The organism is Massilia scottii, assembly GCF_030846495.1.
GTDB lineage: Bacteria > Pseudomonadota > Gammaproteobacteria > Burkholderiales > Burkholderiaceae_D > Telluria_A > Telluria_A violaceinigra.
On the sequence record NZ_JAVCWM010000011.1, the window covers coordinates 1 to 18,212 of the forward strand.

At 62.6% G+C, this 18,212-nt stretch carries 18 protein-coding genes; 4 read left to right on the forward strand and 14 right to left on the reverse strand.

The features are described from left to right. Position 1: 1 nt before the first annotated feature. The 10 genes from RBA41_RS16655 to RBA41_RS16700 all read right to left on the reverse strand — a co-directional run bounded on the left by RBA41_RS16655 (position 2) and on the right by RBA41_RS16700 (position 10,553). Positions 2 to 403, reverse strand: coding sequence for a hypothetical protein (locus RBA41_RS16655; protein WP_306625223.1), 402 nt, complete (start codon positions 401 to 403; stop codon positions 2 to 4). A gap of 250 nt (positions 404 to 653) precedes the next feature. Next, a complete protein-coding gene (locus tag RBA41_RS16660; protein ID WP_306625224.1) occupies positions 654 to 1,409 on the reverse strand; it encodes a tRNA(His) guanylyltransferase Thg1 family protein in 756 nt (251 codons plus the stop codon). After that, positions 1,399 to 1,845 (reverse strand): ATP-binding protein, encoded by a 447-nt coding sequence (locus tag RBA41_RS16665; RefSeq protein WP_306625225.1) that lies wholly within the window; start codon positions 1,843 to 1,845, stop codon positions 1,399 to 1,401. Before RBA41_RS16665 ends, RBA41_RS16660 begins: the two co-directional genes overlap by 11 nt. A 17-nt stretch (positions 1,846 to 1,862) precedes the next feature. After that, positions 1,863 to 2,408 carry a hypothetical protein gene (locus tag RBA41_RS16670; RefSeq protein WP_306625227.1) on the reverse strand — a complete coding sequence of 182 codons (546 nt, stop codon included), beginning with the start codon at positions 2,406 to 2,408 and terminating at the stop codon, positions 1,863 to 1,865. A gap of 62 nt (positions 2,409 to 2,470) precedes the next feature. Next, on the reverse strand, positions 2,471 to 3,820 hold the full coding sequence (locus RBA41_RS16675) for a reverse transcriptase family protein (RefSeq protein ID WP_306625228.1): 1,350 nt from the start codon (positions 3,818 to 3,820) through the stop codon (positions 2,471 to 2,473). Between the two features lie 246 nt (positions 3,821 to 4,066). After that, positions 4,067 to 5,077, reverse strand: a complete 1,011-nt coding sequence (locus RBA41_RS16680; protein ID WP_306625230.1) for a substrate-binding domain-containing protein — start codon at positions 5,075 to 5,077, stop codon at positions 4,067 to 4,069. Positions 5,078 to 5,128: 51 nt separating this feature from the next. Continuing rightward, entirely contained in the window at positions 5,129 to 6,340 is a 1,212-nt protein-coding gene (locus tag RBA41_RS16685; RefSeq protein ID WP_306625232.1) for an MFS transporter, read from the reverse strand. Between the two features lie 68 nt (positions 6,341 to 6,408). Continuing rightward, positions 6,409 to 7,053: a beta-phosphoglucomutase gene (gene pgmB / locus RBA41_RS16690; protein WP_306625234.1), complete on the reverse strand. Its 645-nt coding sequence runs from the start codon at positions 7,051 to 7,053 to the stop codon at positions 6,409 to 6,411. Further along, positions 7,050 to 9,395, reverse strand: a complete 2,346-nt coding sequence (locus RBA41_RS16695; protein WP_306625235.1) for a glycoside hydrolase family 65 protein — start codon at positions 9,393 to 9,395, stop codon at positions 7,050 to 7,052. The genes pgmB and RBA41_RS16695 overlap by 4 nt, the downstream gene beginning before the upstream one ends. A 114-nt stretch (positions 9,396 to 9,509) precedes the next feature. Beyond that, on the reverse strand, positions 9,510 to 10,553 hold the full coding sequence (locus RBA41_RS16700; protein WP_306625236.1) for a LacI family DNA-binding transcriptional regulator: 1,044 nt from the start codon (positions 10,551 to 10,553) through the stop codon (positions 9,510 to 9,512). 290 nt (positions 10,554 to 10,843) lie between these two features. On the opposite strand from RBA41_RS16700, the gene RBA41_RS16705 reads away from it, so the two are divergent. Further along, positions 10,844 to 13,285, forward strand: a complete 2,442-nt coding sequence (locus tag RBA41_RS16705) for a TonB-dependent receptor domain-containing protein (RefSeq protein WP_306625237.1) — start codon at positions 10,844 to 10,846, stop codon at positions 13,283 to 13,285. A 65-nt stretch (positions 13,286 to 13,350) separates the two neighbouring features. On the opposite strand, the gene RBA41_RS16710 is transcribed toward RBA41_RS16705, so the two are convergent. Both RBA41_RS16710 and RBA41_RS16715 read right to left on the reverse strand, forming a co-directional pair. After that, positions 13,351 to 13,851, reverse strand: coding sequence for an energy transducer TonB (locus RBA41_RS16710; RefSeq protein ID WP_306625238.1), 501 nt, complete (start codon positions 13,849 to 13,851; stop codon positions 13,351 to 13,353). Positions 13,852 to 14,029: 178 nt separating this feature from the next. Further along, complete coding sequence (locus tag RBA41_RS16715; RefSeq protein WP_306625239.1) at positions 14,030 to 15,067, reverse strand: MBL fold metallo-hydrolase; 1,038 nt, start codon at positions 15,065 to 15,067, stop codon at positions 14,030 to 14,032. Between the two features lie 129 nt (positions 15,068 to 15,196). On the opposite strand from RBA41_RS16715, the gene RBA41_RS16720 reads away from it, so the two are divergent. Continuing rightward, positions 15,197 to 15,820 carry a TetR/AcrR family transcriptional regulator gene (locus tag RBA41_RS16720; RefSeq protein WP_099873618.1) on the forward strand — a complete coding sequence of 208 codons (624 nt, stop codon included), beginning with the start codon at positions 15,197 to 15,199 and terminating at the stop codon, positions 15,818 to 15,820. On the opposite strand, the gene RBA41_RS16725 is transcribed toward RBA41_RS16720, so the two are convergent. Next, positions 15,799 to 16,887, reverse strand: a complete 1,089-nt coding sequence (locus tag RBA41_RS16725; protein ID WP_306625240.1) for a WD40/YVTN/BNR-like repeat-containing protein — start codon at positions 16,885 to 16,887, stop codon at positions 15,799 to 15,801. The genes RBA41_RS16720 and RBA41_RS16725 overlap by 22 nt on opposite strands. Before the next feature lie 2 nt (positions 16,888 to 16,889). Beyond that, positions 16,890 to 17,159, reverse strand: a complete 270-nt coding sequence (locus RBA41_RS16730) for a MoaD/ThiS family protein (RefSeq protein WP_306625241.1) — start codon at positions 17,157 to 17,159, stop codon at positions 16,890 to 16,892. Positions 17,160 to 17,278: 119 nt separating this feature from the next. Between RBA41_RS16730 and RBA41_RS16735 the strand changes: the two genes are divergently transcribed. After that, on the forward strand, positions 17,279 to 17,590 hold the full coding sequence (locus RBA41_RS16735) for a hypothetical protein (protein WP_306625242.1): 312 nt from the start codon (positions 17,279 to 17,281) through the stop codon (positions 17,588 to 17,590). Positions 17,591 to 17,664: 74 nt separating this feature from the next. Continuing rightward, the gene (locus RBA41_RS16740) at positions 17,665 to 18,156 is read left to right on the forward strand and encodes a hypothetical protein (protein ID WP_306625243.1); all 492 of its coding nucleotides are present in this window, start codon (positions 17,665 to 17,667) and stop codon (positions 18,154 to 18,156) included. Positions 18,157 to 18,212: the final 56 nt, after the last annotated feature.

Sequence of the window (18,212 nt, forward strand, 5' to 3'; positions counted from 1 at the left end):
GTTAGCGGCTTGTTTTGCGCCGGGCACCAAACAACCCAACGCTGTAGCCAGCATCTTTCAAGAATTTTGTCGCTTTTCCATTCAAAATGAAAAGAGCGATAACGCCCACATAGGGAATCCATATCACCGCCAGCCACTTGCCGCCGCCGCCTAGCGCAAAGCCGTCTTCTTGCGTTTGCAGCGCGTCGCCCAAGTTATACACTGCCCAAAAAGACAGGATAACGCCACATACATAGATGTACCATCCATAGTCTGGCACCATGCCGCCAATCTGCAGCATGACGGCGACGAGCAAGGCCTTCTGGGCGCGGGCAACAGTCCAGCCGTAGTTGGGATCAATATGGGCATCGAGCCCGCCATCGGACGGCGCTTGTGGAGGAAGATAGGGATTGTGTTCGGTCATGGGAAGTTGTAGAGGACGAGAGGGGCTGCGTGGGATTCGACGTACGACACGCGATGCGCTTCAATTAAGAAGCTTTGGCTAAGTGAATCTTGAATAATGCCCGAATATGCTGCCTTTTGGCACAATTTCTTGCATTTTGCCAAAACACAGATTCGCATGCGGGCGCGCCAAGAGTGCGCGCGGCCGTTCCCGCTACCATCGTCGTTCCGCGCAAGCGGGAACGGCGGTGGGCTGTGGTCTTAAACCAGGCTTAGGTGAGAATGCCGCGCACGAAATCGCCGTACGCCTCGCCCACCGGCAAATAGAGATCCGTTTTGATCACGCGCTTGCTCGATACCACCTCAAGCTGTTCCTTCGGGTTGTATCCGCGCTTCTCCTCGTCCACCCAGTAAAACCCGGTCCCGCGCAACTGCCACGATGGCAGCGTGTGGAAATCGATGCCACGGCTGGCCAGCAGCGCCACCTTGTCCTCGATGGTGCGGCCCTCGATCTGCGCCGCCGCCGCGCCCTTCGCCACGCCCTCTTTCCTCAGCATCCAGTAGCAGTGCGCGTTCAAGCCGTTCCTGTGCGCGTCTTCATTGCGCCAACGGAAATAATCGACGACGACTTTGCGGTCGGGCAGCTCGCAAATGCGGCAATCGAAGGCCGCCAGCTCGCCCAGCATCAGGCTGAACTTGGCCGACGCCTCGCCCGCCAGGATCGAGTTGTACTTGCGCAGCTTGCGCCCGTAGGCATCGATATCCAGGTCGAACAACAGCGAGATTTCATCGCTTTCGGTGTAGCCGTACACGACCTTGAAGCCGCAGTTCATCAAGTGCCGCGTGGTCTCGGCCATCAGTTCGCGGAAACGCACGTCGAACGGCGCCTCGAAGCTGATCTTCTCCTTGGTCAGCTTGGTGAAACTGCGGCCGTCGATCCGCGCCACCATATAAATCCCCCGCTCCACATGCCGGTCGTTCGCGGTTTCATAGCGGCGCATCTGCGTGTCGAGTTCGTCAAATTTCATGCTGCCATGCCTTTACGATAAATTGATTGTCGATGATATCGACGTAACGCATCTCGTCAAAGCCTTCCGCCATGGTGGGAAGCTCGATCTTCTTGTGGGTATCGAAAATGCCGACGTCCGGAATCAGGGCGGCGCCGCTGCGGCCACGGTTCCAGGCCAGCGAGCGCTCCAGGTCGATCCGGAAGTAGACGCAGACGACCCTGAACTTGCCGCCCTTGAGAACATCGATGTACTTCGCACGCACTTCCCGCGTGGGATTGGTGTTGTCGACCACGAAGGGCATGCCGGTTTCGAGGCAAATCTCCAGCAGCTTTTTCTCGCGGTATTTGGTTTTCAGCAGGTCGTTGCTGATCCGCAGGTGCATGTTGAAATAGTTGGTTTTGTAGAAAGTCGACTTGCCGCTTGCTTGCAGGCCGACGAAGATGATGGCTTCCAATTGTTTTCTTTCGTAGTTCAGCGCGTCGGGAGCGAATCGAGAAAGGCGGGACCGCAGCCTTTCAGATGGATTTCGTGTTCCGTAATGCCCACCGGCTGCAGCAGGCGGGTGCTGCGAACAGCAAGTACGGCGCCAATGACCAGCAACACAGCGGCGAAAAATGCCAGCCAGGGGCTGCGTAATCCAAGCGAGCCGAGCAGGCCGATGATGCCGAGCACGCCAAGGATGGGCGCGGCAATGGCCATATTGCGGCGGCGACGGCGATGCTCATCGCACAGGCCCAGCACGACCACCGCCCTTTTTCTGACGAAAAGGCACACCACCATGTACACAAGTATCGGGATCAGGACATACCAGCCAGGATGGTGCCACAAATAGGCGCGCGGACTGTCCATCCTGGCGGGCTTGTTGCACTTGACACAGCGCGGCGGCAGATGGGCGTCGGAAGAAGCGATCAGGATGTCCCCCTCACGCCAGCATTGATCATGCTCATGCACGCTTGGTGCGCCGGCCTCGAAAGATGCCTTTGGCGCTGCGTAGGGATTGGAGGACATCGGCGTCATTTGCGCGTTCCGGGATTAGTTAAGGAAGCAATCTTCGTCAGTGCGCGTGATTATGGGACATTTCATACATGCTTGTTATTTTCAAGTGGCCAGGTAATGGCATGAAACAGGCGCTGCAAGCGCGCACCTCGCTGGGGGTTGACCATGGTCACGTAGGCGACCTTGCCCGCAAGGTAAGCGCGGAAGTCCGGCCGATGGTCGCGGTTCTGCGCCTGCGGCCCGTGGCGGGCGCAGTTGGTCAAGGTGGCTTTGAGCAGGTCGAACTCGTCGCGCGCAATGTTGGGATGGCGGTTGACGACGATGCCGGTGACCTGTTGACGGGTCCCGGCGCGCATCAGGCGCGTCTTGCGCGTGTTGACGGCAAAGCCTTCCTCGATGGCGATGGCGCCCACCTGTGCGTGAAAGCGGTCCATGGCGCGTTCCAGTTCGCGTCCACCGGAGAACACCAGGTCGTCCGCATAGCGGCTGTAGCGCGCGCCGAGCGACTGCGCCAGCGCGTCCAGTCGCACGTCGAGCCGCCAGGCGCAGGCGTTGGCCAGTGCCGGCGAACAGGGCGAGCCTTGCGGCAGGTGCGGCGCGCGCAGTGCCTGGCGCTGGGTCCAGGTGAGCGCGTCGTCGCCGGCGGGAGCGCGCAGCACGCCGGCCGGCACGCGGTTGACGCACAGGCACGCCAGCATACGCGCCACGGTCTGCGAATAACCGAGCTTCGCAAACAGCGCATGAATGCGCGAGGCCGGAATGCTGGGGAAGAAATCCTTGAGGTCCATGCGGATCACCACGCGCTGGCCGGTGTGCAGGGCCGCATGGGTGACGCAGGAATGCCCACGCCGGAAGCCATGCGCGGCGGGATGCGCGGGCACGCGGTCGAGCAGTTCGCGCAAAATGGTCGCCTGCATGGCGCGCAGGCGCTGCTTGGGGATTTCGATCAGACGCACGCCGCCGCTGCGCTTGGGCACCCAGCGATAGTGGTAATGCTCCAGTTGCGCGGGCGGCATCGGCTCGCGGCGCCACTGGTCGGCGAACCACCCAAGTTCGTCGGTGCGCAGCCGCAGCCACTGCGCCAGGTCGCCCACGGCAGGCAGCGGCGGCAGCGCGAGCGCGGCCAGCCAGTCCGGCGGTGGAGGGACCAGCGGCAGGTCGAGGCAGTAGCGTTTGAGCTGCGGCGCCGGTCCGTCGCCCTCCCACGCTTCGTGAAACACGTCCAGGTCAAAAATGATCTGCGCCAGCTCGTCGCGGCTGAAATGATAAAAGTGTTCGGCGGTGCGCGCGTGGATTTCTTCGCACAGCGCCGGTATCCACGGCCAGGGATGGTCGAACGCCCACGTCACGCTGGCGATCAGGCCGGCGAGGGTTGCTTCGCGCGCCAGCATGGTGTCGGCGAGCGCCAGGGCGACGGCGTCTTTGGGAATCATGGTTGGGTCAGGTTGTCGGCTTCAAGGGGGCGGAGAGCCTTCAACCAGTCTGGTGATGCTTGAGTAGTCGTGCGCGTCAGCGCACCGGCACTCATGCGGTGAATTGCACAGCAATAAATATCCCACGGGGTAGCCCCGTAGAGGCTTGTCCCTGCACAAGGCAAGAACACGCCGGCTTGAAGGATCCGCCCGTGTAGAGAGTAAGGCAATTTTGCATGAACGTCAATGCGGTTGCTGCGCCGCAATTCAAGCGATGCAGCGCCCGACGGTGGCACCGGGCAACAGCACCGGTTGCCACAAGACCTGCAACTGCGCCGGCGGCGTGCCCGCTACCAGTGCCGAGAGCATTTCGGTCATCTTGGCGCCGGCTTCGTTGGGGCCCGGCTGGTCGATGGTGGTGACGTTCGATCCGACCAGGCTGTCCTCGATGCTGCCCCAGACGATGACGGACATGTCCTTGCCGATCTCGATGCCGGCATCTAACAACGCGCGCACGGCACCCACGCCGGAGAGGTGGTTGTCGACGATGACGGCGGTCGGCCGCGGCGAGCAGGCCAGCAGCTCCTGCATGGCCTGGTAGCCGGTACGGCGGTCCAGCGTATTGTCGACCAGATGACGCGGATCGACGGCGAGGCCGGCCGCCTGCATGCAGGCGATGAAGCTGTTCTTGCGCTGGCACGCAAAATTGAGTTCGAGCGGCGCGCTCACCAGCGCGATGCGGCTGTGGCCATGTTCGATCAGGTGCGCGCATGCCAGTCCGATACCGGCCTCGTTGTCGTAGTCGAACCATGCGTAGGGCTGCTTGAGTTCCGTGCGGCCGTGCGCCACGAACGGAAAACCCTTCTTTACCAGGTAGGCAATGCGCTCGTCGTGCACCAGCGTGCGGCTGACCACCAGGCCATCGACGCGGCGCCCGCGCACCATCTGCTCGTACGACGGCAGCTCGTTTTGCGGCGATACCGGCGCGATGATCAGGTTCATCTTGCTCTTTTCAAGCGCGGCCGACATGCCGCCCACCACGCCCAGAAACATCGGGTCGCCCAGGTCGCTCGGCAGCAGCGGATAGATGATGCCGAAGACATTGGTGCGCCCTACCGCCAGGCTGCGCGCCATCGGATTGGCTTCGTAGCCGGCTTCCTTGGCCGCGGCCAGCACGCGTTCGCGGGTGTGGACATTGACTTCGGGGTAGCCGTTCAGGGCACGGCTGACGGTGGTCTTCGAAATCCCGAGCGTACGGGCCAAGCTCTTGAGATTCATGGTCGGACTTCGTTGGGCGATGTTGTAAAGACTGTAATTATAGCAATCGCATCAGGCCACATGATCGACCTGCCGTTTAAAGAAGTACAAGGTGATAAGCACCAGCGTGATCGGCACCAGCGTCAGGTAGAACGCAAAGTGGCCGCTGAAATTGCCGAACACGTAGCCGGTGATGAAGGAGCCGGTGGTGCCGCCCAGCGCCGAAAAAATCACCAGCAGCCCGGTCATCGACGAGTGCTGGTGCGGCGGCAGGGAGCTAAGCATGACCGAATTGATACCCGGGTAAATCGGCGCCATGAACAGGCCAATCAGCGGGAACAGGAAGGTCGCCAGCGGCGCGCTGGACCAGGTGATGTTGGGGTCGGCCACCACGTCGTGCGTGAGCGGGAGCGCCAGCAGCACCATGGCGGCCATGCCGATCACGCAGATATTCATCACCGGGTACCAGTTCATCCTGCGCATGACAAAACCGGCGGACAGGCGCCCGATGGCCAGGCACGCGGCGAAGATGCTGGTCACTTCCACGCTCATCGCTGCCGGCAGCTTGAGGATTTCATTGTTGAAGGTCGGCAGCCAGGTGCCCACGCTTTGCTCGATCAGCACGTACAGGAAGGCGGTCATGACGAACACGCACACCAGCGGCTTGAAGAACAGCTTGAGCATGGCGGTAAAGTCATCCCAGCGGCTGCGCCCCGCGGGCAGCTGCGCCGTGCCTTCGTCGAAAGAGGTGGACAGCACCAGCACGAAGGTGACGGCGCACAGCGCGGCCAGCACCCAGTACACCTGCAGCCAGCTGCGCGAGGCGGGATCGGACGAATCGATGAAGTAGCCGAAGATCCAGTAGGCGCTCAACACGCCGACCATGAACACGCCTTCGAGCGTATTCATGATGCCGGCGTGGTGGCGGCGGTCGCGCGCGATCAGGCCCAGGGTCGAATAGACCGACACCTTGACCAGCGCGAACGCCACGCCCACGCACAGGAACAGCAGCTTGGCGGTCCAGAAGGCGGGCAGCAGCGGCATGGCGATGCATGCCGCGGTGACCAGCGCCAGCGCCGCGAGCATGGCGTTCTTGTAGCCGATGCGGGGCAGGAAGGACGCCACCAAAAACGACACGACCGCGATCGGCAAGTCCTTGAACGCTTCCAGGATGCTGGCGCTCGATTTGCTCACGCCGTAGTTGCCGATGACCTGGAGGATGACCGTGCCGACGCTATTGAGCAGGATCGCAAAGACGAAGTAAATCAGAAAAAGGGCTAACATGATGCGTTGGTTTTTCACACTGTCTCCATTATTTTTTATTCTGGCGTGTTACTTCCTGCTGCTGGCGCTTACTGGTAATCCTCCAGCTTGAAGCGGTCCAGCGCGGGGATGACGCGGTCGGCCTGCGTCAGCACCGCCGGGTTGCCAATCCCCAGTGCCCACATGCCGGCGCTCTTGATCGAGGCCACGCCGGCTACCGCATCTTCCACGCCAAGGCAGTGCGCCGGGTCGACGCCCAGTTCGCGCGCCGCCGTCAAAAAGATCTCCGGATGCGGCTTGCTGTTGGCGATCAGCGCCGCATCGACCACGTAGTCGAAGCGCTCGCGGATGCCCAGGCGTTCGAGCACCGTGAACGCGTTCTTGCTCACCGAGGCGAGGCCGATGCGCAGGCCGGCCGCGCGCACCGCCGCCAGCGCATCGACCGCGCCGGGCAGCAGGTCGGCCGCCGACATGGTGGCGATCAGTTCCTGGTAGTTGCGGTTCTTGGCGTCGGCCAGCGCCAGCTTTTGTTCATCGCTGTAGCTGCGCGAGGAACCAGCCAGAATCAGGTTCAGGGACCCCATGCGGTCGATGCCCTTTAACTGTTCGTTGAACGCTTCGTCGAAATGCACGCCTTCCGATTCGGCCAGCCGTTTCCACGCCAGGTAATGATAATGCGCGGTGTCGGTGATGACGCCATCGAGATCGAAAATTACTGCCTTGAACCTGCTCATGCTTTTTCTTCCTGAAGTGGGCGCGCAATCGACAGCGATGGCGCGGCGCGGGTCAGCGCTACGCGCTCGCCGCAGTGGGTCAGTCCGAGCGTTTCGCCCTGCAGCAGCGTGTAGCGCGCGTGGGTGGCGTCGATGCGCACCTGCAGCAGCGCGCCGTGGATGTGGATCTGGAACTGGTAATGCTGCCAGCGCGCCGGCAGGGTGGGCGCAAAGCGCAGCGCGCCGTCGGCCACGCGCATGCCGGCAAAGCCGTAGGCCACGCCCATCCAGGTGCCCGCCATGGCGGCCGTGTGCACGCCGTAGTGGGTGTTGCCGTGGGTGTCGTCCAGGTCCAGGCGCGCGGTCTCGAGAAAATAGTCGTAGGCCTTGTCGTGGTAGCCCACTTCCGACGCGATGATGCTGAAGATGCAGGACGACAGCGAGGAGTCGTGCGTGGTCACCGCTTCGTAGTAGTCGAAGTCGCGCTTTTTATCGTCCTGCGTGAACTGGTCGGACAGCAGCAGCAGCGCCAGCACCACGTCGGCCTGCTTGCAGACCTGGTGGCGGTAGATCACCAGCGGGTGATAGTTGAGCAGCAGCGGATAGTTTTCTTTCGGCGTGGCGGCGAAGTCCCACGGCTTTTTGCCGAGGAAGCTGTCGTCCTGCTCGTGGATGCCGAGGGCGGCATCGTAGGGCAGCGCCATGCGGCCGGCGGCGCGGCGCCAGGCGGCCGGTTCGGCGTCGTCAAGGCCGATGGCTTGCACGATGCGTTCGAAGTCGTGCGGGCGCGCGCCGCGCAGGGTGTCGACAATCTCCGCCGCGAAGCGCAAGTGCATCTGCGCCATGGCGTTGGTGTAGTAGTTGTTGTTGACCAGCGCCGTGTATTCGTCGGGACCGGTGACTTCGTTGATGCAAAAGCGCCCGGCGCGGTCGTAGTTGCCGATGCCGATCCAGATGCGCGCGGTTTCGAGCACGATTTCGGCGCCGGCCGACGCCATGTAATCGAGGTCGCCGGTGGCGTCCAGATACAGCTTGATCGAGTAGGCGATATCGGCGTTGATGTGGTACTGCGCCGTCCCGGCCGGGAAGTAGGCGGAGCACTCTTCGCCGGCGATGGTGCGCCACGGGTACAGCGCGCCTTTGGCGTGCGACATCTGGCGTGCGCGCGCGCGGGCCTGCTCCAGACCGGCGTAGCGGTAGGCCAGCAGCTGCCTGGCGATTTCCGGTTTGCTATACAAGAAAAACGGGAAGATGTAGATCTCCGTATCCCAGAAGTAGTGGCCTTCGTAGCCTTCGCCGGTCACGCCCTTGGCGGCGATGTTGGTCTTGCCGTCGCGGCCGACCGATTGCAGCAGGTGGAACTGGTTGAAGCGGATGCCCTGCTGGAGCGCGTCGTCGCCGGCGATCTCCACGTCGGCACGGTCCCAGAAGTCGGCCAGGTACGCCCCCTGGCGCGCGCACAGGGCATCGAAGCCGTCGGCTTTGGCCTTGCTCAGTGCGGCGCTGGCGAGGCCCGCCAGTTCAGCCTCGGGATAGTCGCGCGAAGAAAAATAGACGCCGTACTTGGTCAGGCTTTGCGGCAGCATGACATCGAGGTCGAACGCAAAACTGTGGCTGGCCGACTGCTCGTGCCGGCTCGCGCTGCCCGCCACCGCGGCCACGGTGTCGATCGCGCTTACCAGCGTAAAGCCGCTGTTGTGGGTGCGCTGGGTGAGGCTGGACGCCGTGGCGCCCTGCTCCACCGCCAGCAGATGCAGCGCCGGGCCGGAGACTGCGGAGCCGATGCGCGGATCGTCCCCGGCTTCCTGGTTGCGCACAGCCCCGTCGATGCCGGACACCACGCGCACCTGGCCCGAGAAATTAAGGGCGGTCAGTTCGACATCGAGCGCGAACAGGTGCTTGTCGGCCAGCGAGACCACGCGCCGCGTGACGAGCGAGATCCGCTTGCCGCCCGGGGAGGTCCATTCCAGGCTGCGCCGCAGCACGCCCGTGCGAAAGTCGAGCACGCGCTCGTAGCGGTCGAGCGTTCCTTGCAGCGGGTCGAAGCGTTCCTCGCCGAGCCAGACTTCGATGCCTTTCGCGTTCGGCACGTTGAGCATGAACTGGTTGGTCTTGGCCAGCGCGAAGGCGGCTTCCGGATAGACGATCGGTTCGGACTCGTAGAAGCCATTGAGATAAGTACCGTCGAGCGAGGTGCCGGCCGGGCCGCTGTAGCCCTCTTCCGGCGTGCCGCGCAGGCCGATGTAGCCGTTACCGAGTGCGAACAGGGTCTCGTTCAAGAAATGCGTGGCGGGGTCGAAGGCGGTCTCGCGAAGGCACCATGGATCGGTCGGGAGAGCGTGGGGGATACTTGCGTGCGGCACGGGTTTGTCCTTTGTCTGTCTTTTGAAATTTTCGTTTCAAACCGGTTTGGATTTGAGCCGAGTCTATTTCAAATCGGTTTGGAAAGTCAATTTATTTAGATTCGGGTGGAAAAATCAGGTCTGGCGGGCGATCAGGGTGGTCGGCAGCATTTCGGATTCGACCTGCTCGCCGTTCATCAGCGCCAGCATTTTTTTGGCGAGCAGCACGCCGCCGTCGCGCAGGTACTGGTGCACGCTGGTCAGCGGCGGCACGAAGCTGGCCGCGCCGGGCGTGTCGTCGTAGCCGATGACCGATACGTCGTCGGGCACGCGCAGCTGGTGTTCGGTGAGCGCGCGGATGGCGCCCATGGCCAGCAAATCGCTGGCGGCAAACACGCCGTCGAACGCATGGCCCTTTTTCTTGAGCAGCGCGGTCATGCTGTCGAAGCCCGACTCGAACGTGAAGGCCTTGGGGCGGATGATGTGCACCGTGCCCTGCCCGCCCAGCGCGTCGATGAAGCCGGCGCAGCGTTCCTGCACTTCGGCGTGGTCGACATCGCCCAGGAACACCAGCTTGCGCCGGCCCTGCGCGAGGAAGCGTTCGGCCACGCTGGCGCCGCCGCGCCGGTTGTCGCTGCCGACCACGATGGTGGTGGCGCCGCTTTCCGGCGCGCCCCACACCACCAGCGGCAGGTTGGCTTTTTGCAGGAAGCGCACCGCTTCGCCGTGCGAGCCCTGGCCCAGCAAAATCAGGCCATCGGCGCCCTGCACCGGGGCGGTGTCCATCAACTGCTTGGAGGTGAGCACCACGCTGTAGCCGGCGGTGGTCAGTTCCTGGGTGATGCCGCCCAACAGTTCGAGCGGATACGGGTCGGACATGGGACGGCCCTTCACGGGCGTCATTTCGACCACCACGGCGACCGAGTAGCTGCGCCGCATGCGCAGGTTGCGCGCGCTGATGTTCAGGCGGTAGCCCTGCTCGTCGGCGATGCGGCGGATTTTTTCGCGCGTCTTTTCCGTCACCAGCGGGCTGTCGCGCAAGGCGCGCGAGACCGTGATCGTGGAAACGCCCGCCAGGCTGGCGAGGTCTTCCATCGTCAGGGAGGCGTCGCTCTTGCGCGCTGCGATCGCGCTTGCTGCGGTGGGTGCAGTCTTGCTTGCTGCCTTGCTTGCGGCCATGGGAACGCTCAATTTTGGTAAGAAAACAACGACACCGCCGCATTATGACAGGTTTACGTCTCGCCACAGGCCAAATGACATCGATAACATTTTGATTGACATCGATATCATTTCTTGTTTCAATGATTCGTCTTTCCTTGCCATCCTAATAAATTGCAGACGAGCCCGATGTGCGGCAAGGTGGGGGAAGAAAGTGGACACGCATGCGGCGGGCACTCGGAATGCGAAGGCGCAGCCAGTCCAGGAGACGGATTTCAACAAGAACACACGATAAAAAAGCGAGCATAACGATGAACAGTCACAAGCACTTCCTGCTTTCCTCAGTCACGCTGGCCGTGCTGACCCTGATGAACCAGGCCCAGGCAGCGGGCCAGGCCGCGCCCCCTGCCGCGCCGGCACCAGATGCGGTGGCGACCGAAATCCAGCAGGTGGTGGTGACCGGGACCGCCTCGGCGCGCGGCACGCGCAAGATCGACACCAGTTTTTCCATCACCACCGCGACCGAGGAACAGCTCAAATCGGCCTCGCCGAGCAGCACCGCCGACGTGCTCAAACTGGTGCCGGGCGTGTATGCGGAGTCGACCGGCGGCCAGTCGGGCGCGAACATCGAAGTGCGCGGCTTCCCGTCGGGTAGCGATTCGCCGTTCGTGTCGGTGCAGATGAACGGCAATCCGCTCTATCCGGTGCCAGTACTGTCATTCTTCGAGGGATCGTCCGCGTTTCGCCTGGACGACACGGTGGAGCGGGTCGAAGTGCTGCGCGGCGGGCCGAGCACGATTTACTCGGTCGGCCAGCCGGGCGCGACCATGAACTTCATCCTGAAAAAAGGCGAAGACACGCTTGACGCGACCCTGCGCTTTACCACCGGCACCGGCAAGCTGCGCCGGCTCGACGGTTTTGTAGGCGGCAAGATTGCCGATGGCTGGTACGGCACCATCGGCGGCTTCGCGCGCCAGACCCAGGGCGTGCGCGATCCCCAGTTCAAGGCCGACGATGGCAAGCAGCTGACCGCCTCGCTCACGCGCAAGCTCGACGAAGGCGAAGTGACCGCCTACGTGCGCACCACCAAGGAAAAGAATGCGTTTTACACGGGCGTGCCGCTCATTTCAAGCGACAACGGGCGCACCATCACCGAGTTTCCGGGCTTCGATCCGCGCACCGGCACCCTGATGAGCAATGAAATGCGTCACTTCACCATCGACGCGGCGCCCGGCAAGACGCTCACGCGCGACCTGGCGGACGGGCGCGGCATGGACGCGACCGTGTTCGGTGCCGAGTACGAGCAAAAACTGGGCGGCTGGGATGTGTCGAACAAGGCGAATTACTTCAGCGGCGACCTGAACACGATTTCGATGTTCACCGGGAACAACCCGCTGACGGCCGCGGCCTACCTGGCCAATGCCAACGCGACCCACAATCCGGGCGCAGCGGCCGGTTCGGGCAGCATCAGCTATGTGAAAGGCGGCGCGGTCGATCCCAACCAGCAAGTGGTGCAGGCCGGATTGTGGTCGGTCGAGAAGAAGCTGAGCTCGTTCACCAACGAATTCCGTATCAGCAAAGAGCTACTCAAGAACAATACGACGACGGTGGGCACGTATGTGGCGCGCTACAAGTCGAATGACGAATGGTACTTGGGCAACAGCCACCTGATGACGGCCACGCCCAACGCCAGCCTGATCAATGTGCAACTGAGCAACGGCACCATCGTCTCGCGCAACGGGGTGGACGGCAATGTGTTTTATGCGCCGGTGGCCGCCTACAAGGGCAACAATACCGCCCTGTTCGTCGCCAATGAATGGAAAGTGAACGAGCAGATCAAGCTGGACGTGGGTGCGCGCCGCGAAAAGCAGAGCCTGAAAGCGACGATCTCGAACCTGACCTCGATGGACACAGACGCCAATCCGCTGACGGTCTACAACAACGGCACCTCGGTTCCGACCGGCACCAACACCCAGCTCAGCCGCGACGACAGCGTCAATTCCTTCACGGTGGGCGGCATCTACAAGTTGTCCAAGGATATGAGCGTGTTTGCGCGCGCCAATACCGGCCACACCTTCATCTATTTCGACGACATGCGCAACGCCGGCACCCAGGCGGCCTTGAACGACCGCAAGGGCGTGCCGACCCCGAAAGTCACGCAGTACGAAGTCGGTTTCAAGACCGTGGGCGCGATGTACAGCGCGTATATCAATGGGTTCTACACGGACTTCACCGGCATTTCGTTCCAGCAGATCACGACCGACGCGGTGCTCAACTCGGTGAGCGGTTCGCGCGGGCATGGCGTGGAGTTCGAGCTGGCCGTGCGGCCGGTGAAAAACCTGCAGGTGAGCTTGATGGGCAACTATCAGGAATCGACATACCGCGACAATCCGGCGATTGCGGGCAAGCTGGTGCAGCGCCAGCCGAAGATGCAGTTCCGCCTGTCGCCAAGCTACCGGATTCCGATGGGCGACAATTCACTCAAGCTGTACGGGACCTACGCGCATGTGGGCAGCCGCTGGGCCGACCAGGCCAACCTGTCGTACCTGCCATCATATAAAACGGTAGACGCAGGCATCCTGGCATCGATGGGAACGCATTGGGAATTCCGGCTCGCGGGCACGAACCTGGGCAATGAGTTGGGGCTGACAGAGGGCAATTCTCGCCTGACCGGGGCGCAGAGCAGCGGTCCGATCAATGCACGGCCGATTTTCGGGCGCGCGGTGGAGGCGTCGATCCTGTACCGGTTCTAAGACTCGGCATTCCAGCAATGGCAGGCGTGGACAGATTGCTTGTCCACGCCGGGGCCACGGCCCATTTACTCGACGACCCAGGCATACTTGACCTTGGCCCAAGCCAAGGCAGCCTGGCCGTCTTTTGCACCCGGTTCAAACTTGCAACGGGCGCCAGCGCGGACCGATGCACGATCGACGCGCACCGCGCCGCTCGACTCAAGCACTTTCGACTGCACCACTTTGCCATCGGTATCGACCAGATAAGCGACGGTCACGGTGCCGCTTTCGCCATCATCCTGCCAGCGGGTCGGAAATTCAGGTTTTTCGCAGCTGGCTACCTCGAGGCGGGCCGGGCGGTCTTCAGCCATGGCCTGGGTCGCGCTCAGGCACAGTAAGGTCGCGGACAGTACGGTGGCAAAACGGGTAGTGGCAAACATAAAACCTCCAGAGGGGATGATGGATAAATCCGGCGCTTCTGGCGCTCGAATCGTCTGCTGCGTAGCCAGCGGACAGTTCAAAATATACGGCGCTGCAGCATATTTTCTAAATTTATTCTCCCAATGGCGGATATGCCGGATTCGCATAACTTGTTGCTACGCACCAACATATTGCATTCACAAACTGCATACCAGTTATGAAAGACCTATGTTGGTGTATATGAGCGAAGAAACCCGTTTCAAATGACCGGATTTATAGCAAAACCCTTTGTTGGTGCGCAGCATTAGCTTGTGACAATAACGCGACGCCCGGGGCAAATACTTCTCAGCCGGGTGTGGGATCGACCCGTTTCCACCACGCCTTGCCCGGTGCCGGGGTCTTGAGGTCGAGTGCCTGCCCCATTTCCGGGGTAGTCAGGGGCACCCCGCGCGCGGTGGCGAGCGCGGCGATGCGATCGAACGGCTCGTGCCAGGGGTGCAGGCCGAGGTCGAAGGTGCCGTTATGCACCGGCATCAGCCATTTTCCCTTGAGGTCGAGGAAAGCTTGCAGGGTTTCTTCCGGCTGCATGTGGACGTCGGGCCACTGCTTGTCGTAGGCGCCGGTCTCCAGCATGGCCACGTCGAAGGGGCCGAATTTCTCGCCGATGGCCTTGAATCCGTCGAAATAGCCGGTATCGCCACTGAAGAAGACGCGCAAGTCCTTGTGCTCGAACACCCAGGATGCCCACAGGGTGGAGTTGCCATCGCTAACGCCGCGCCCGGAAAAGTGCTGGGCCGGGGTGGCGATCAGGCGCACATTGCCCACTTTGCGTTCCTGCCACCAGTCGAGCTGGCTCACCTTGGCGGCATCGACGCCCCAGTCCACCAGACGGTCGCCCACGCCGAGCGGGGTGATGAACTGCTCGGTCTTGGCGGCCAGCGCCAGGATCGAGCCATGGTCGAGGTGGTCGTAATGGTCGTGCGAGAGAATCACGGCCTTGAGCGGCGGCAACTCGTCGATGCTGATCGGCGGCTGGTGAAAGCGCGCGGGACCGGCCCACTGCACCGGCGAGGCGCGCTTGGAAAACACCGGATCGGTCAGGTAAAAGGCATTGTCGAGCTTGAGCAGCAGGGTCGAATGGCCGAGGCGGAACAGGGTGTTGTCGGGCGCCGCCAGCAATTGCGCGCGGGTGAGCGCCTGCACGGGGATCACGCCGCTCGGCACGGTATTCTTGTTCTTGCCGGTCAAAAAGGTCCACAAGATGCCGGCCATGTCGACGGCGCTTTGCTTGAACATGGGAACCGGGTTACGGAATTTGCCCTCGCTGAACTGGGGCGACTGGTGAAGCGGCGCGGCGCTGCTGGCGAGGGTGCAAGAAGCCATGGTAAGGAGTGTCCCTGTGAAGATGAGGCTGAAGAAAAGTCGGTGCACGGCGAGTCCGATTAAAAATGTACACTACACAGTGTAGTTTCATTTTTTGAAAAAGTAAACTGGTGGGTGTAAAATATTGAAATGAACGCACCTCAACGACTGACCGACCGTAAACGCCTGGCGATCCTGGCCGCGGCCGCCGAACAATTCCGTACTTGCGGCTTCGAAGCGAGCAGCATGGACAAGATCGCCGCCGACGCCGGCGTGTCGAAACGCACGGTCTACAACCACTTCCCCAGCAAGGATGATTTATTCGCCGAGACGCTGGTGCAATTGTTCGAGCGCAGCGCCGCCGAGCTGGACCTGGCTTATCGCAGCGACGCCAGCCTGCGCGCGCAATTGACCGAACTGATGACCATCAAAGTGCGGGCGATGGCCGACCGCGACTTTCTCGACCTGGCGCGGGTGGCCATTGCCGAGGGCATGCACGCACCGGAGCGGGCGCGCGCCATCGTGGCGCGCCTGGGCGAGCGCGAGGAAGGGGTGACGCGCTGGATCCGCGCGGCCCTGGCCGACGGCAAGCTCAAGGAGTGCGACCCGGTGTTTGCCGCCACCCTGCTGCAGGGTCAGGTCAAGGCGATGGCATTCTGGCCCCAGGTGACCATGGGCGCGCCGCCGCTGGCGCCGGAACTGCACGCCGCCGTGGTCGACGCCGCCGTCAGCATGTTCCTGAGCTACTTCGCTCAGGCAAAACACGCCGCATAAACGGGCGGCATGGTGGTCGACAGCGTGTGCCAGCTATCGCCGGCATTGTCGGACATCCACACGCCGCCACTGGTGGATGCCATCAGCAAGGTGGCGCCATCGTCCGCCACCGCCAGGCCGTGGCGGTAGACCAGGTCGTAGCAATGCTGCTGCGGCAAGCCCGCGTTCGTTACCTTGAAACTGTTGCCGCCGTCGTGGGTGCGGGTGACCGCCAGCGCGGCGCCGACCGGAATGCGGCGCTGGTCGGCCTCGGCCGGGGCAAACCAGGCGGTGCCGCCATCGCGCGGATGGGCGGCCACGGCAAAGCCGAAGTGCGACAGCGGCGCCCGGGTAATTTCCGTCCAGTGGTGGCCGTTGTCGCCGGAGCGCCAGATGCCGTTATGGTGCTGGCACCACAGCACATCCGGTTCGCCGTTGGAGCGCACGATGCGGTGCGGATCTTGCACGGCTTCATTTTCGTTGAGCTCGGGCGGCATGTAGTCGGCACGCATGCCGGTGGCGCTGATGGTCCAGCTGGCGCCGCCATCTTCCGTGCGCCAGACGCCGCCGCAAGAGACGCCGACCAGCACGTGGTCGCTGTTGCGCGGATCGACGCAAATGCTATGAATGCCGGGCACGTCATAGCCGCCGCCGAACCATTCGGCGCGCTGGGGCACGTCCCACAGGGAACGCACCAGTTCCCACGAGGCGCCGCGGTCGTTTGAGCGGAACAGGCCGCCCGGCAGGGTGCCGGCCCACAGCACGCCGGGCTGGTCGGCCCCGCCCGCCTCCAGCGACCAGATCAGCCTGTTTTTCCACTCGATTTTATCGGTACTGTCTTCCGGCTTGGGTGGATAGGCGGGCGCGGCAATCTCGGTCCAGACCTCGCTGCCGGCATCCTTGCGGTGCAGCTTGACGCCGAAGTGGCCGAGGTTGAGTGCCGCGTACAGGGCGCCATCGCGCGCATCGGCCAGCGCGATCGAGACCGGCTCGCCCAGGAAGTGGCTGGGACCGATTTCCCATCCCGCGCTGGCGCGCTGTAATTCAAACAGGCCCTTGCGGGTGGAAAGATAGGCACGCGCATGCATGGTCAGCCTCCGGAAAGTGCTTGCAGGATGTAAACGGTACTGTCGGGTGTGAGAGGGTCGTCGAGCCGGATGCGTTCTTCGCTGCGGCGTCCATCGATGAACACGACGACGTTTTCGCGCAGATGGCCTTGATCGTCGAGAACATAGCCACGCAGCAAAGGATTGGCCGCGAAGGCTGTGTCGAGCCCGCCGCGCAAGGTGGCCGCCGTGATGTCGACCTGCGGCACGGCGGTGAACCGGGCAAGCTGCTGGGTGAAAACGAGACGCGCCATGGCATCCAATCACAGGTGTGACAACGATGGGGAATCAAAGCCGTTTAATTTTATCGCGGATCGGCGCGCCTGTCGCGTGTCGGCCTAGAATGAAGCAAGTCAACTCTCTGGAGCCGGGCATGCCGATCAAACCTCAAGAACTTGCCGCGCTGATGCTGGAAGTCGAGCACGAAGACCCCATCGATTTCGCCGACCTGCCCTTCGGCGAGGCCGAGCTGCGCGAGCTGGTGGCGGCGCACCTGTGCGAGATGGCAGCCGCGATGGAAAATTTCAGCACCGAAGACCGGCTGATGACCCTGCTGGCGGTGTCGGCCAAGCTGGTGCTGGAAAACCTGGTGCTGCATCTGCAGTTGCTGCGCCAGCATGGCTTGCCGGTGAGCGACAGTGTCGAGGAGTTGCTGAGCCGGCTGCGCAAGCCGGACGGGTCTTGAACCGACGGCGACGGATGGTAATTCGGCCCATGCGGCCGATGTTAAAATCGACGGGTTCCTCTTAGAAAGTTCGTATGCCGTCGATCAAAGCCTTTCTGTTTGTCTCCGCCGCGCTGTTCGCCGCCAGTGCACTGGCGGCCGACAAAGCGAAACCCGACTTCGTGCCTGACGCGGCGGTCCAGCGCGCCGCCACCGCCTACGCCGCGCAAGCGGTGGCGACGGCACGCGACCAGTTCGGCATCAAGCTCGACGGCACCGATGCCAGCATGGTGCAGCTCGAAGCCGTGCTGGCGCGCGCCCACGCGTCATACGTGGCCAAATCGCCCCGGCCGTCGGACGAACAGGTCATGGCGGTGGCGCGGATGTACGGCAGTTACCTGGGCGAAGTGGTTCGCCTCAAACACGGCGGCGCATGGGGCATGGCTCCGCTGGGCGGGCAGACGCTACCGGGGATGCGGACCACGTCCGGAACCAACTTCTGGCCATGGACACAAGCATCGCAGCGCATCAGCAAGGGTGCAGGCAATAACGTTGCAGACTATTACAAGGTACTGCTGAGCAAATGAGCGGCGTCCGCCCTGCCCTATCGATGCAACTGTTGTTCCCCTGCGATCCCTTGGAC

Excerpts from the sequence above, each read along its gene's own strand:
- RBA41_RS16655 (WP_306625223.1), bottom strand. The coding sequence starts at position 403 with ATGACCGAACACAATCCCTATCTTCCTCCACAAGCGCCGTCCGATGGC.
- RBA41_RS16660 (WP_306625224.1), bottom strand. The coding sequence starts at position 1,409 with ATGAAATTTGACGAACTCGACACGCAGATGCGCCGCTATGAAACCGCG.
- RBA41_RS16670 (WP_306625227.1), bottom strand. The coding sequence starts at position 2,408 with ATGACGCCGATGTCCTCCAATCCCTACGCAGCGCCAAAGGCATCTTTC.
- RBA41_RS16675 (WP_306625228.1), bottom strand. The coding sequence starts at position 3,820 with ATGATTCCCAAAGACGCCGTCGCCCTGGCGCTCGCCGACACCATGCTG.
- RBA41_RS16680 (WP_306625230.1), bottom strand. The coding sequence starts at position 5,077 with ATGAATCTCAAGAGCTTGGCCCGTACGCTCGGGATTTCGAAGACCACC.
- RBA41_RS16685 (WP_306625232.1), bottom strand. The coding sequence starts at position 6,340 with ATGTTAGCCCTTTTTCTGATTTACTTCGTCTTTGCGATCCTGCTCAAT.
- pgmB (WP_306625234.1), bottom strand. The coding sequence starts at position 7,053 with ATGAGCAGGTTCAAGGCAGTAATTTTCGATCTCGATGGCGTCATCACC.
- RBA41_RS16700 (WP_306625236.1), bottom strand. The coding sequence starts at position 10,553 with ATGGCCGCAAGCAAGGCAGCAAGCAAGACTGCACCCACCGCAGCAAGC.
- RBA41_RS16705 (WP_306625237.1), top strand. The coding sequence starts at position 10,844 with ATGAACAGTCACAAGCACTTCCTGCTTTCCTCAGTCACGCTGGCCGTG.
- RBA41_RS16710 (WP_306625238.1), bottom strand. The coding sequence starts at position 13,851 with ATGCGAATCCGGCATATCCGCCATTGGGAGAATAAATTTAGAAAATAT.
- RBA41_RS16715 (WP_306625239.1), bottom strand. The coding sequence starts at position 15,067 with ATGGCTTCTTGCACCCTCGCCAGCAGCGCCGCGCCGCTTCACCAGTCG.
- RBA41_RS16720 (WP_099873618.1), top strand. The coding sequence starts at position 15,197 with ATGAACGCACCTCAACGACTGACCGACCGTAAACGCCTGGCGATCCTG.
- RBA41_RS16725 (WP_306625240.1), bottom strand. The coding sequence starts at position 16,887 with ATGCATGCGCGTGCCTATCTTTCCACCCGCAAGGGCCTGTTTGAATTA.
- RBA41_RS16730 (WP_306625241.1), bottom strand. The coding sequence starts at position 17,159 with ATGGCGCGTCTCGTTTTCACCCAGCAGCTTGCCCGGTTCACCGCCGTG.
- RBA41_RS16735 (WP_306625242.1), top strand. The coding sequence starts at position 17,279 with ATGCCGATCAAACCTCAAGAACTTGCCGCGCTGATGCTGGAAGTCGAG.
- RBA41_RS16740 (WP_306625243.1), top strand. The coding sequence starts at position 17,665 with ATGCCGTCGATCAAAGCCTTTCTGTTTGTCTCCGCCGCGCTGTTCGCC.